Here is a 14,163-nt window from a genome sequence, read left to right as displayed (position 1 = left end):
GCTCCGCCGGCTACCGGCGGTTATATCCGGATATCATATGCAGTGGTCCTCCCGGAAAAGTTGTCTATACTGATATGTATGCCGCCCGGGCGCCTTTCCGGGTGCCTATAAGCATAATCTTGACAAAGGTTTTCGTTGTGTTATACTTATTAAACGCATAGCTATGCGTGTTTTTTTATATATATAAATAGGAAATAACTATTAATATTAGGAGAAGAGATGTCTAAGGTGACCGGGGCTGAGATACTTATTAAAAGTCTAGTTGAAGAAGGTGTGAAGCATATTTTCGGTTATCCCGGCGGATCTGTCATCCCGCTTGCGGATAAGATGTTCGGGAATAAGGACATAACCTTCCATCTCACGCGACATGAGCAGGGAGCTGTACATGCCGCTGACGGATACGCTCGCGCTACCGGGGAAGTAGGCGTTTGCGTGGCCACTTCGGGGCCTGGAGCCACTAACCTTGTTACGGGTATAGCTACGGCACATATGGATTCCATACCGATAGTCGCGATAACCGGCCAGGTCAAGTGCGCGCTTATCGGTAATGACGCTTTTCAGGAAGCCGATATGGTCGGCATAACGCGTCCGATAACAAAACATAACTATCTTGTAAAGGATGTCAACGAACTGGCAAAGGTGGTCAAGGAAGCTTTCCATATAGCGCGGACGGGTCGCCCCGGTCCGGTGCTCATAGATCTTCCTGTGGATGTGCAGCTTCAGCAGGCCGAATTCAGGTATCCGAAAACGGTGGACCTGAAAGGATACAAGCCGACGTATAAAGGGCATATCGGCCAGATAAAAAAACTGGCTAAGACCATGACCAGGAGCAAGAAACCGCTGATATATGCGGGTGGCGGCATCGTCCTCTCGGATGGGGCGAATGTAGAGATCACGAAATTGGCCAGGAAGATGGAAATACCGGTCACTACCACGATGATGGGCCTGGGGGCATTCCCCGGGGATGATCCGCTCAGCCTCGGTATGCTGGGTATGCACGGGACGGCTTACGCTAACCTTGCTGTGCAGGAGGCGGACCTTATCATAGCGGTCGGAGCGAGGTTCGATGACCGTGTCACGGGTCGTATAGATACGTTCGCCCCGAACGCGACCATTGCGCACATAGATATAGATCCGTCCAGCGTGAGCAAGAACGTCAGTGTAGATATCCCCATAATCGGCGACGCGCGGCTTGTTCTTAAGGAACTTAACGCGCATGCCAGGAAGGGTGATTATGCCGCGTGGAGAGGCAAGATAGCGGAGTGGAAGAGGGATTTCCCGCTTAAATACAAGAACGATGACAAGCTCCGGCCCCAGTATATCATCGAGCAGATATGTGAGATCACGAAAGATAAGGATGTCATAATCGCTACGGAGGTCGGGCAGAACCAGATGTGGGCGGCGCAACATTATACATACACGAAACCGCGGACCTGGATATCTTCCGGCGGTCTCGGGACGATGGGATTCGGGTTCCCCGCGGCCATAGGCGCGCAGGTAGGGAAACCCGACCATATCGTTTTTGATATAGCCGGTGACGGCAGTATCCAGATGAACATCCAGGAACTCGCTATGGCCGTTATCGAGAAGATACCGGTCAAGATAGCCATATTGAACAACGGATATCTCGGTATGGTCCGGCAGTGGCAGGAACTGTTCTATGACAAAAGATACGCATGGACGGTGCTGTCGGAAAAGGCGGCGACCGTATGCCCCGATTTCGTCAAACTGGCGGAAAGCTATGGCGCTAAAGGTATAAGGATTTCAGAGAAAAAGAACGTGAAAAAAGCGATAAAAGAAGCGCTTAAGGAAAAGGGACCCGTGATAATGGATTTCATTATCGAGCGGGAAGAGAACGTTTTCCCGATGGTCCCGGCCGGGGAGACCATAAGCAATATGTTGCATGGTCTGGCCTAACAAAAAAGCAGGAGAAAAGAAATGCCCAGATTCATTATCTCGGCGCTTGTCGAGAACAAGTTCGGTGTGTTGGCCCGGGTGGCGGGTCTTTTTTCCGCCCGTGGGTTCAACATTGATTCACTGGCGGTAGGGGAGACCGAGGACCCGGACACGTCCCGTATGACCATAGTGGTGGACGCGGATGAAAAGATACTCGAGCAGGTCAAAAAGCAGCTCAATAAGCTCATAGACGTCATAAGGGTACAGGACCTTACCGGCGGGAAATATGTCGATCGCGAGCTCATATTGATAAAAGTAAAAGCGGAGAATACCGGTGTAAGGGAGAAGATAGTGCAGGTGGTCGACTCCACCGGAGCCGAGATCATAGATATAGGCAGGAAGACCCTTACTGTCGAGGAATCAGGCGATGCGCATAAGGTGGGGGCTCTTGTCGAGCTCCTGAGGCCTTACGGGATAGTGGAAATAGTACGTACGGGAAAGATAGCTTTACAGTCGGACATGGAAAATGTGTAAAAATGACCTGCCGCGGGCGTGTATATCAGTGTTGAGCGCGTCCCTGGAAGGTGGAGGCCATAGGGCATAAAAGGAGGAGAGAGATGGCGAAGATGTATTATGACAAAGACGCTGACATGAACAACATCAAGGATCTTAAGGTAGCGATAATAGGGTATGGTATACAGGGGCGAGGTCAGGCCCTGAACCTGAGGGACAGTGGGGTAGAGGTCCTGGTGAGCGAGCTTGAAGGAACGCCTAACCACACGCAGGCGGTAAAGGACGGTTTCACGGTGTATTCGTCCAATGAGGCGGCCAAACAGGCTGATGTGATCCAGGTGCTTACGCAGGACCATGTCCAGGCCATGGTCTATACCACGACCATAGAAAAGAACCTCCAGGAGGGTAATTCCCTGGTGTTCTCGCACGGGTTCAATATACATTTCAAGCAGATAGTGCCGCCCAAGAACGTTGATGTGTACATGGTCGCCCCGAAAGGGCCCGGCGCGCTTGTCCGTGAAATGTATGAGCAGGGTAAGGGTGTTCCATGTCTTATCGCGGTCTATCAGGACCATAGCGGAAAGGCCCGGGACAAAGCCCTCGCGTACGCTAAAGCCATAGGCGGGACCAGGGCCGGTGTAATAGAGACCACGTTCAAAGAAGAGACGGAGACAGATCTTTTCGGAGAACAGGCCGTTCTGTGCGGAGGCGCGTCCGAACTCATAAAAGCCGGTTTTGATACTTTGGTCGAGGCCGGATATCAGCCGGAGATAGCTTATTTCGAGTGCCTTCACGAACTTAAGCTCATAACCGACCTTATTTACCGTGAAGGCATATACGGTATGAGGAAAAGGGTGTCGGATACCGCGGAATATGGTGACATAACAAGAGGCAAAAGGGTCATCAACCAGGAAACACGCAAAGAGATGAAGAAGATACTCAAAGAGGTGCAGAGCGGCCAATTCGCCGAAGAATGGATAAAAGAGAACAAGGACGGGCGTCCTAACTACAATAAGATAACAGAAGAGGAAAAGAACCATATGATAGAGAAGGTGGGCAAAGAGCTGAGAGGCATGATGCCCTGGATGTAGGTCTGTGTGGCGGGCAAGTGTCCCGGACGGATCTATAGCGATCCAACGTTCGATAGCGCATATGGCAATAAAGGTGGGAACATGAAAAAAGACGACAAGGTCATTATCTTCGATACTACTTTAAGGGACGGGGAACAAACCCCCGGCGCGAGCATGAACGCCAATGAAAAACTGAAACTGGCGTATCAACTCGAAGAACTTGGTGTCGATGTGATCGAGGCAGGTTTTCCCAGGACCAGTCCCGGAGACCTTGAGGCGGTAAGAACGGTAGCGCGTCATGTACGCCGTCCCGTAATATGCGGTCTTGCCCGGGCGACCAAGAACGATATAGACGATGCCTATGAGGCCCTGAAAAAGGCCCGCAGGGGACGGGTCCATGTGTTCCTGGCGACATCCAGGATACACAGGCAGTATAAGTTGAACAAGGCAAAGGAAGAGATACTGAAGATCGCGGTCGAGTCCGTGAAATACGCTCGCAGCAGGTTCGACGACGTGGAGTTCTCCCCGGAGGACGCGTCCAGGACGGAACTGGATTTCCTGGCGCAGGTGGTAGGATCCGTGATAAAGGCCGGGGCCAGTACGGTGAACATACCTGATACGGTAGGATACGCCGTGCCTACCGAGTTCGGTGGCGTGATCAAGTACCTGTACGATAACGTCCCGAATATCGGTGACGCGGTCATCAGCGTGCATTGTCACAACGACCTGGGTCTTGGGGTCAGCAATTCACTGGCAGCTGTTCAGAACGGCGCCAGACAGGTGGAGTGTACGGTGAACGGACTCGGGGAGAGGGCCGGGAACGCCGCCCTTGAAGAAATAGTGATGGCCATAAAGATGAAGAAGGGCGCTTTCAAGGGCCTTTCGACCAATATCAAGACCAGGGAACTGTATAAGACCAGCAAACTTGTGAGCAAGCTGACGGGTATCCCGGTGCAGCCCAACAAGGCCATAATCGGAGAGAACGCCTTCAGCCACGAATCCGGCATACACCAGGACGGTGTGCTGAAGAAGCGGATCACGTATGAGATAATACGTCCGCAGGACGTAGGCTTCAAGGGTAGCAGGATCATACTCGGCAAGCTTTCCGGCAGGCACGCTTTCAGCGAGAGGCTTAAAGACCTGGGGTATTCCATGTCGGTGAAAGAACTCGACCAGGCCTTCGCGCGGTTCAAGGAGCTTGCCGACAAGAAGAGCAAGATATACGACGAGGATATCGCGACGATAGTGGAAGATGGGCTCGCCATGGTACCCGAGGCGTATAAACTGATAGACTTCAGGGTCACCAGCGGGAACAACACCGAACCCGAAGCGGCTATTGAACTGGAGAAAGACAAACAAAAGATAAAAGCCGTGGCCAAGGGCGACGGCCCGATAGACGCGTGTTTCAAGACCATAGAAAAAGCTACGGGATTGAAGGGGCGCCTTATCGATTATAAGGTGAACGCCGTAACGAGCGGCAAGGACGCCCTGGGCGAAGCCAGCATCAAGCTTTCCTTTAAAGGGGATATAGTCATAGGCAGAGCTTCCAGTACGGATGTCATAGAGGCGAGCGTTCTCGCGTTCATGAACGCCGTTAATCGGCACTTGCTGAGGGAAAAAAAGTTATCAGTGAAAGAAAAAAGAAAAAAGCACAAATAAAGAACGGGATCGAGAGCGGATGATAAACTATCCAATACCGATTTAAAAGGGGCCGGGGCGAACTAATAAGCCTCAGCCCCTTTGGTTTTTTAACTGGCGGGGGGCGCATGGACAACGACAACGGTAATGGCAACGGTAACGGCAAGATGATATACGGTCTTCTGGGCAGGAAGATAAGTTATTCGCTTTCACCTGTCATGCATAACGCGGCGTTCAGGCACTTTAACATTCCCGCCGAATACAGGATATTCGATGTGGAAAAGAGCGATCTTGAGGTCTTTTACCAGGATGTGATATCGCCTACGGGCAACATAAAAGGGTTCAACGTCACGGTCCCGTATAAAATGGATTTCAAGGAGATGATCCAGATGTTCTCCAAACACCCCGAACCTCTCCACGAATGGGCCGCCGTGACAGGCGCGGTCAACACGGTCAAGGTGGAAGGAGATAAGCTCAGGGGGTTCAACACGGATGTCCAGGGGTTCTATGACGCGATATCTGACATCCCGGATTTCGACCCGGTCTCGGCAAGGAAGATATTCATAGCCGGAACCGGCGGCGCCGGAAGGGCAATATGCCTTTTTCTGGCGCATATGGTACTACCGAGCCGGATATATGTATATGACGTGGTCAAGGAAAGGGTCGAAAGCCTGGCTGAGGATTTTGGCAGGTACCTCGGGCATATGGAACGGATGTCGGAAGTGTTCTCGGGGATAACCTCCGCGGGAGATGTCCCGTCAAGGATAGTCGAATGTGATCTTGTCATAAACGCGACACCACTTGGGACCAAAGAGGGAGATAGATGTCCTCTTCCCGTGGACGACATAAGGGACGGGGCTGTCGTATACGACCTTGTTTATGCCCGTCAGACGGAACTCGTGTCCAGGGCCAGGGCCCGGGGGCTCAGGGCGTACAACGGTGAGAGTATGCTTTCCAACCAGGCGGCCCTATCGTTCAACATATGGACCGATGGAGATGACGATGACCTTATCTTGACGAAGAAAATAATGAAAGACGCTTTAATGAAGGAATTGGGGAGGAGTTGATGGAATATCCGGCTGTTTTCCTTTTCGGGCTTATACTCGGAAGCTTCCTTAACGTATGTATATACCGTATACCGCTCAACAGGTCCATCGTGTGGCCTCCGTCCGCGTGCCCGTTCTGCGAGGAAAAGATAAAGTGGTATGATAACATCCCTGTGTTGAGCTACCTGGCGCTTGGAAGGAAATGCCGCGGGTGCGGCCACCCGATCTCGCCGCGATACGCTATAGTGGAGCTCCTGACCGCGTTTACGGGTATGGGGCTTCTTTCCATCTTTTCCCTCACCCCGGAGTTCTTCGTTTACTGGATATTTTCCGCGATGCTCATAATCGTGGTCTTTGTGGACATAGAATACCAGGAAATACCCGATGTTGTCAGCCTGCCGGGAGTGGTCGTCGGACTTATCCTGATGACCGTCTTGAGACTGGACGGTTCGGCGACGTACGCCGGGTCATTCTTTGATTCCCTCCTTGGAATACTGGCGGGAGGCGGAAGCATGTTCCTTTTGGGGGTCATAGGGGAACTTATATTCAGGAAAGAGGCCCTCGGGGGAGGCGACGTAAAATTAATGGCCATGATAGGCGCTTTTCTCGGATGGAAATTGGTCATAGTAACGTTCTTCATGGCGCCTTTTTTCGGGTCGGTGGCGGGGCTTATAATGAAGTTCAAGTTCAAGAAGGACATAATCCCGTACGGGCCATACCTGGCGCTTGCGGCGATCATTAGCCTTATATTCGGGGAGAGGATAATAGGGTTCTATTTCGGTTTCTGAACCGTATCTTCACAAGGTACGGGATAGGAGGAAAGTATGCTCAGATATATTACCGCCGGGGAATCCCATGGTAAAGGCCTGGTAGCCATAATGGACGGTATGCCGTCGGGCTTGAGGCTGGACGGTGAGGCCGATACGTTCATACGCAATGAGATGAGAAAGCGGATGCATGGATATGGTCGCGGCGGACGGATGAAAATAGAGGATGACGGTTCCCGGATCGAGATACTATCGGGCACGAGGAGAGGTCTTACCATAGGTAGCCCCATAAGCATGATCATCCTTAACCAGGACCATAAGATAGAGGAGCTTGCTGATGTGCTCACCCCGCGTCCGGGGCACGCGGACATGGCCGGTATACAGAAATATTCGCTCAAAGACGCCAGGTCCGTGCTTGAAAGGGCCAGCGCGAGGGAAACAGCCATGCGCGTCGCGGTAGGAGCGGTGTCCAAACTGTTCCTCAGGGAATTCGGGATAGAGATACTAAGCCACGTTACATCCATTGGGGGGGTAATGGCCGTGACGGAAGGCCTGGGTTTCGGGGATATACGCGAGAGGACGGACCCGGCTGTATCCGTGTTAAGGTGTGCCGATGTGTCCGCGGAAAAGAAGATGTGCGCTTTGATCGATGCATGCAAAGAGGCGGGAGATACACTTGGCGGCACTTTTGATGTGCTGGCCACCGGGGTCCCTCCGGGACTAGGGTCCTACGCCGAGTGGGACAGGAGGCTGGATGGCGCTATCGCCAGGGCCATGATCGCCATACCCGCGGTAAAAGCCGTTTCCATCGGAAAAGGCGTGGAGAATGTCTTGAGGAAAGGTTCAGAGGTGCATGACCCGATAAGTTATGATAATTCTTCCGGAAAATTCGTGCGTATGACCAATAACGCCGGAGGTATCGAAGGCGGGATGTCCAACGGAGAAATGGTGGTCGTCACAGGGTTCATGAAACCCATAGCCACATTGTCCTCCCCGCTCGATACCATGGATATTTACAGCAAGAAGAAAGCCAAGGCGTCGACCGAGAGGTCGGATGTATGCGCCGTGTCCGCGTGCGGTGTCGTCGGAGAGGCGGTCATAGCGTTTGAACTTGCGGCGGCTATCATGGATAAATTCGGCGGGGATTCCATGGAAGAGGTCCTCCGGAATTATAAAGCGTATATCGAGGGCATAAAGAACATCTGAACGGTGTACGGAAAGTAATGTCATGAAAAAGAACGTGGTCTTTGTCGGGTTCATGGGCACAGGGAAGACAGCCCTGGCGAAAAAACTGGCGCATATTACCGGTATGCGTTATGTCAGCATTGACGATCTTATTGTTTCCAGCGAAGGACGCCCCATAACGGATATATTCCGTGATGAAGGTGAACCGTATTTCCGCCGCCTGGAAAAGGACATAGTAAGCGATGTGATGGAAAAGAGCGGACAGGTCGTGGACACCGGCGGGGGTGTCGTGCTGGACGAGGATAATATGCGCGTATTGAAAGATGGCGGCGTGGTCCTTTGCCTGTGGGCGGACGCGGATACGATATACGAACGCACGAAAAAGCACGGGCACCGGCCCCTTCTCAATGTCCCTGATCCCGTGGCGAGGATAAAGGAACTTCTCGATGCCCGAAGGCCTTTTTACGAAAAGGCCGATATACATATAAATACGGATGACAGGAGCGTTGACGATATACTGGAAGAGGTAAAGGATTCGCTGGACGCGAGAATGGAGGACGCAGGGTGAATCGCGGACCTGTCCCCGGCATGAGCCGGGTATGCTACGATATCATGGCGCTTTCCATGGCTCCCGGGATCGGCCCTGTCGCGATCTCACGTATACTGGAAGAACTTAAAGACCCGGGAGAGATATTTTCGCTCGGGGACGCGCGTATGCGTTACGTCCTGGGACCACGCTCCGCGGCCGAGCCCGATGACATCCGAAAGGCCCGTGAGAACACGGTTTTTCTTAAAGAACTCGATCGCATGGAGGGTTCAGGGATAAAGGCCCTGTGCGTAAAGGATGCCGAATATCCCGGGCCGCTCAGTAATATCTATGACGCGCCACCTGTGTTGTACTATAAAGGGGAGATACTGGAAGCTGACGATAATTCCGTGGCGATAGTCGGTTCGCGGAATTGCACGATATATGGCATGCAGATGGCCGAAAAGCTCGCCCGCGGGCTTTCGGAGGCAGGCATAACTGTCATAAGCGGTATGGCTAAAGGCATAGATACCGCCGCTCATATGGGCGCGTTAAGGGCTGGGGGAAGGACCATCGCGGTGATGGGGACGGGTTTCGGTTCTTTGTACCCTTCCGGCAGCGAGGCCGTGGTGGATAAAATATCCGCCATGGGCGCGGTGGTCACGGAATACGTGTCGGACGCCCCTGTTCGTAGGGGGAACTTTCCACGCCGGAACAGGATGATAAGCGGGATGGCAAAGGGAGTGGTCGTGGTCGAGGCCGCCGCCAGGAGCGGGGCTTTGATAACAGCTTCACTGGCGCTTGAGGAAGGAAGAGAGGTGTTCGCTGTGCCGGGAAGGGCGGATTCACCCTGTAGTGTCGGGACCAACTCCCTTATCAGGAACGGGGCGAAGCTCGTATCTGACGTGGGCGATGTAATAGAGGAAATATGGCCCGGCCTTCCCTCCGGGAAATGCTTCCGGCCGGTCCCGGTGGATAGAGCTGTCGGACCTTGCGTATCGAGCGCATGTGGAGGGTCTATTATGAAAGCGCTTTCCGGCAAGGGGAGCGTGCACGTGGATGATATAGCCGCGGGCTCTGGTGTGCGGGTCCAGGACCTTTCGGAAACACTTTTGAGAATGGAGATGGAAGGCCTTGTAGAGCAACTGCCAGGCAGGTTCTTCAGGGTTTGTACGGGAACGTTATAAATATACATGGAAGGGGATCTCATGCCGGGAAAAGCAAAAAAAGCTTCGACCAGAAAAAAAGCCAAAGCCGCTCCAAAGGGGGACTCATATCTTGTCGTGGTCGAGTCTCCCGCCAAGTCGAAGACCATAAACAAGATACTTGGAAAGGCATATAAGGTCGTGGCCAGTATGGGTCATATAGTCGATCTTCCGCTTTCAAGGATGGGCGTGGATTTTAAGGATAATTTCAAGCCAGAATATTCCGTGATGAAGGGCCGGGAAAAATACCTTAAGAACATCAAGAAAGAAGCAAAGGGCGTGACCGCCGTATACCTCGCGGCTGACCCTGACCGCGAAGGTGAGGCCATCTGTTGGCACCTTAAGAACCTCTTGGACGCGGATAAGAAGATCACCAAGGATATACATAGGGTAAGCTTCGAAGAGATAACGGCCAAGGCCGTGCAGGGAGCTTTCAATGAGCCCCGGACGATAGACATGAACAAGGTCAACGCACAGCAGGCCAGGAGGGTGTTGGACAGGATAGTCGGATATTCCTTGAGCCCCCTTTTGTGGGAGAAGATAACGAGGGGCCTTAGCGCGGGCAGGGTGCAGTCCGTGGCGGTAAGGCTGGTATGCGAACGCGAAGAGGAGATAAGGCGGTTCAAGCCCCAGGAATACTGGAGCCTGGACGCGGTCCTGAAAAAAAACGGCGAAACGGACGGGAAAGACCCGGTATTCAAGGCCAAGCTTGTCAAATATAAAGGCGAGAAGATATCCGTACACGAAAAACCGCGTATGGACGAAATAACCGCCCAGCTGGAGAACGAGCGTTTTGTCGTAAAAGAAGTGAGCAGGAAAGACAAGAAAAGTTATCCCCGTTCGCCGTTCACCACATCTATCCTGCAGCAGGAGGCTTTTAATAAACTCGGGTTCTCGGCTTCCAAGACCATGAGCGTAGCACAAAGCCTTTATGAAGGGGTGGAGCTCGGGGAGGAAGGAAGCGTCGGGCTTATTACTTATATGAGGACGGATTCCGTACGCATATCGGATGACGCGCAATCCGCGGTGAGAGAGCTTATCCTGTCGAGATACGGCAACGATTATTGCCCGGAGGAACCGCCTAAGTATAAGGCGAAAAAAAGGGCCCAGGAGGCCCACGAGGCCATCCGCCCTACCTTGCCGTTACGGCATCCCGTGGAGGTCAGGAAGTATCTTACGGAAGACGAATATAAGCTTTATAACCTGATCTGGAAAAAATTCCTTTCCAGCCAGATGACCAACGCCGTATATTCGGTGTTAACGGTACATATAGATGCCGGGGAGTACAGGTTCAGGGCCGGCGGAGCCCGTCTTATGTTCGACGGGTTCCTGAAGGTATACATAGAGGACAGGGACTATGCGTCCGAGGCGCCGGAAATACCTGAACTGAATATCGGGGAGGAGACCGAGCTTGTGGAACTTGTCCCGGAACAGCATTTCACTAAACCTCCGGCCAGATATACCGACGCTTCCCTTGTCAAAATGATGGAGGAAAAAGGTATCGGCAGGCCGTCAACGTACGCCCCTATAATCAAGACGATAATAGGGCGCAATTATATCAAGAGGGTCAGTAAGAGCCTCCAGCCCACGGAGCTTGGAGAACTGGTCAACAAACTGCTCCTGGATAATTTCCCGAACATAGTCGATTACGAGTTCACGGCCAACATGGAGAATGAGCTGGATTATATCGAAGAGGGTAGCGAAGAGTGGATAAAGGTAGTACGCGAGTTCTACAGCTCTTTCGAAGGACGTTTGGCCGAGGCCAAAACAAGGATGAAGAACGTTAAGAAACATGTGGTGGAGACCGATGAGGTGTGCGAGAAATGCGGCAAACCCATGGTGGTAAAATGGGGTCGGCGAGGGCGGTTCATGAGCTGTTCGGGTTTCCCCGCGTGTAAACACTCCAAGTCGATAACGACCGGAGTGAAATGCCCGAGTGAAGGATGCGATGGAGAGCTTGTAGAACGTAAATCCGTAAGAGGCGTATTCTACGGGTGCACGAACTATCCGAAGTGCACTTTCACCACCAGAAGGCTTCCGTCCGGGGAGACCGACCAGGACCAGACCCCTGAGTCCCCAGAAGAGGCGTGATATGGACAGGTTCATCGATAAGTTCTCCAAGTATATCGAGGTCGAAAAGAACTATTCCACGCACACATTGCGTAATTACAGGACCGACCTTAAGGAGCTGGCCTCGTTCCTGGAGGGCAAGGACCCCGGCAGCGTTAATCATCTGGACCTTCGGAGTTTCCTGGCGGAACTCAAGGGCAGGGGATGCGCTAAACGCACTATTGTGCGGAAACTGGGGGCAATAAGGTCGTTCTTCCGTTTTTTGTCCAGGGAAAAGTACATAACGTCCAATCCCGCGGAAGGTATATTCACGCCTAAACTGGACAGGCAGCTTCCGGTATTCCTGGACGAGGAGGGCCTGGAGAAACTGATAACCTCGCCGGAGACCGATACTGTGAGGGGGATAAGGGACCGGGCCATACTTGAGGCGCTGTATTCTACCGGCATGCGCGTGAGTGAACTCGTCGGGCTTAATGACGATGACATTGATCTTATAGCGGGACTGGCTAAAGTGAGAGGCAAGGGCAAAAAGGAAAGGATAACGCTTCTGGGCCAGGAAGCGCAGAGGTGGATAAGGAGATACTTACAGGAGAAAAGAACGATCCCGACAGCCGTGTGCAGGGCGGTTTTCCTCAACAAGTCAGGGAAACGGCTCACGGACAGGAGTGTACGACGGATAATAGATAAATACGTCAAGAAATGCAGTATAGAGCAGAAGATATCGCCTCATTCCATAAGGCATTCTTTCGCGACCCATCTTTTGAACAACGGCGCGGATCTCCGGAGCGTGCAGGAACTTCTGGGTCACAAGAACCTGTCGACCACGCAGATATATACCCATCTCGGGACGCAGCGCCTGCGGGAGATGTATTCTAAGGCGCATCCGCGGGCGTGACGGCCTTGCGAATAAGAGATGTGGATATCTTCAAGGGGAGAAAAGACGGACGATAATGCGTATCTTATATGATATATTTTTTATGCTGTTCGGACTGTTCTACCTGCCTTGCCTGGTCTTGAAAGGCAAGGCGCACGGACGTTTCCTGGAACGGTTCGGGGCGTTTGGAAGGTCCATGGACGGGCTCGACGCGCCTGTCTGGATACACGCGGTGAGCGTGGGTGAGGCGAATGTCGCCGCGCGTATAGCAAAGGGCATCAGGAAAAGGTCACCCGGTGTGCCCATCGTGGTCTCGACCACGACGACCACGGGACAAGACATGATGGAAAAGGCGGGCAAGGGTGTGGTCGACAGGGTGTTCTATTATCCCCTGGACATCAGTTTTATAGTCTCGAGGGTGATATCGAAGATAAACCCCAGGCTCTATGTCGTGATCGAAACGGAACTGTGGCCAAACCTGATGACGGCGCTTAAAAGGAAAGGTGTGCCCATAGCCGTAGTGAACGGAAGGATATCCGACAGGTCTTTCAGGAACTATCTTAAGGTAAAGCCTTTCATTTCTGGAATGCTGGGATGTATAGATGTTTTTTCCGTGCAGACGAAGGATGATGCTTCGCGTATCGTTCGTATGGGCGCCGCCACGGAAAGGGTTACGGTCACAGGCAATGTTAAGTTCGACCAGGGTATATCTGAGGGCCTGCCGCTTCCGGTAAGACCCGAGGATATAGGCATGCGGCAGGATGACCTTATAATAGTGGCCGGGAGCACCCATTTCAACGAGGAATCCCAGTTGATCGATGTATATAAGAGACTTTCCGGCAGGATACCCGGGCTCAAGCTCATAATCGCGCCGAGACATGTGGAAAGGGTCGAAGCGGTAAAAGTGTATATCGAGGAAGCCGGGCTGAGGCATATGGCGTATTCAGGGCTGCGCGGGAAAGGGGCGCCAGGCGGCGGGAAGACCGGGACGTACGACGTAATGGTCGTGGACAGCATAGGGCACCTTAAGGATATGTATGCCCTTGCCACTATAGTGTTCGTGGGCGGGAGTCTTGTAAAAAAAGGCGGACAGAACATTATAGAACCGGCAAGTTACGGGAAACCGGTCGTTTTCGGGCCGAACATGTATAATTTCAAGGAAGCTGTCCGGATGTTCCTTTCCAGGGAAGGCGCTATCCAGGTCGCGGACGCTGATGAGCTTGAACAGGTGCTTGAAAGGCTTATAAAGGACGATGGCATGAGGAGGAATATATCAAGGAAGGCCGTAGATGTCATACGGGAGAATTCAGGCGCGGTCGATCGGACAGTAAGCCTGCTTGATAGATTTCTGGGGTGATATCCACCGAGGGGAA

Annotated in this window: 12 protein-coding genes; all 12 read left to right on the top strand. The window is 52.6% G+C overall.

What is annotated here, in order from left to right; all coding sequences use genetic code 11:
• The first annotated feature begins 219 nt into the window (after positions 1 to 219).
• The 12 genes from ilvB (at position 220) to PHH49_01515 (ending at position 14,147) form a co-directional block, all read left to right on the top strand.
• Positions 220 to 1,917 (top strand): biosynthetic-type acetolactate synthase large subunit, encoded by a 1,698-nt coding sequence (gene ilvB / locus PHH49_01570; GenBank protein MDD5487633.1) that lies wholly within the window; start codon positions 220 to 222, stop codon positions 1,915 to 1,917.
• A gap of 21 nt (positions 1,918 to 1,938) precedes the next feature.
• Positions 1,939 to 2,430: an acetolactate synthase small subunit gene (ilvN, locus tag PHH49_01565; GenBank protein ID MDD5487632.1), complete on the top strand. Its 492-nt coding sequence runs from the start codon at positions 1,939 to 1,941 to the stop codon at positions 2,428 to 2,430.
• An 83-nt stretch (positions 2,431 to 2,513) separates the two neighbouring features.
• Positions 2,514 to 3,500, top strand: a complete 987-nt coding sequence (ilvC, locus tag PHH49_01560; GenBank protein MDD5487631.1) for a ketol-acid reductoisomerase — start codon at positions 2,514 to 2,516, stop codon at positions 3,498 to 3,500.
• Positions 3,501 to 3,581: 81 nt separating this feature from the next.
• Positions 3,582 to 5,138: a 2-isopropylmalate synthase gene (locus PHH49_01555; GenBank protein MDD5487630.1), complete on the top strand. Its 1,557-nt coding sequence runs from the start codon at positions 3,582 to 3,584 to the stop codon at positions 5,136 to 5,138.
• 107 nt (positions 5,139 to 5,245) lie between these two features.
• Positions 5,246 to 6,184, top strand: coding sequence for a shikimate dehydrogenase (locus PHH49_01550; protein ID MDD5487629.1), 939 nt, complete (start codon positions 5,246 to 5,248; stop codon positions 6,182 to 6,184).
• Positions 6,184 to 6,951, top strand: a complete 768-nt coding sequence (locus PHH49_01545) for a prepilin peptidase (GenBank protein MDD5487628.1) — start codon at positions 6,184 to 6,186, stop codon at positions 6,949 to 6,951. The genes PHH49_01550 and PHH49_01545 overlap by 1 nt, the downstream gene beginning before the upstream one ends.
• 36 nt (positions 6,952 to 6,987) lie before the next feature.
• Positions 6,988 to 8,136, top strand: a complete 1,149-nt coding sequence (gene aroC / locus PHH49_01540) for a chorismate synthase (GenBank protein ID MDD5487627.1) — start codon at positions 6,988 to 6,990, stop codon at positions 8,134 to 8,136.
• Between the two features lie 22 nt (positions 8,137 to 8,158).
• On the top strand, positions 8,159 to 8,683 hold the full coding sequence (locus tag PHH49_01535; GenBank protein MDD5487626.1) for a shikimate kinase: 525 nt from the start codon (positions 8,159 to 8,161) through the stop codon (positions 8,681 to 8,683).
• Positions 8,680 to 9,828: a DNA-processing protein DprA gene (dprA, locus tag PHH49_01530; GenBank protein ID MDD5487625.1), complete on the top strand. Its 1,149-nt coding sequence runs from the start codon at positions 8,680 to 8,682 to the stop codon at positions 9,826 to 9,828. Before PHH49_01535 ends, dprA begins: the two co-directional genes overlap by 4 nt.
• A 21-nt stretch (positions 9,829 to 9,849) precedes the next feature.
• A complete protein-coding gene (gene topA / locus PHH49_01525; GenBank protein MDD5487624.1) occupies positions 9,850 to 11,937 on the top strand; it encodes a type I DNA topoisomerase in 2,088 nt (695 codons plus the stop codon).
• A gap of 1 nt (position 11,938) precedes the next feature.
• The gene (gene xerC / locus PHH49_01520; GenBank protein MDD5487623.1) at positions 11,939 to 12,811 is read left to right on the top strand and encodes a tyrosine recombinase XerC; all 873 of its coding nucleotides are present in this window, start codon (positions 11,939 to 11,941) and stop codon (positions 12,809 to 12,811) included.
• An 82-nt stretch (positions 12,812 to 12,893) separates the two neighbouring features.
• Positions 12,894 to 14,147, top strand: coding sequence for a 3-deoxy-D-manno-octulosonic acid transferase (locus tag PHH49_01515; GenBank protein ID MDD5487622.1), 1,254 nt, complete (start codon positions 12,894 to 12,896; stop codon positions 14,145 to 14,147).
• The last annotated feature ends 16 nt before the right edge of the window (positions 14,148 to 14,163 follow it).

The organism is Candidatus Omnitrophota bacterium (assembly GCA_028715965.1).
In the GTDB taxonomy this organism is placed as follows: Bacteria; Omnitrophota; Gorgyraeia; order Tantalellales; family Tantalellaceae; genus JAQUQS01.
The sequence above is the reverse complement of the archived record's forward strand: the minus strand, read 5'-3'. Positions and strand labels throughout refer to the sequence as shown.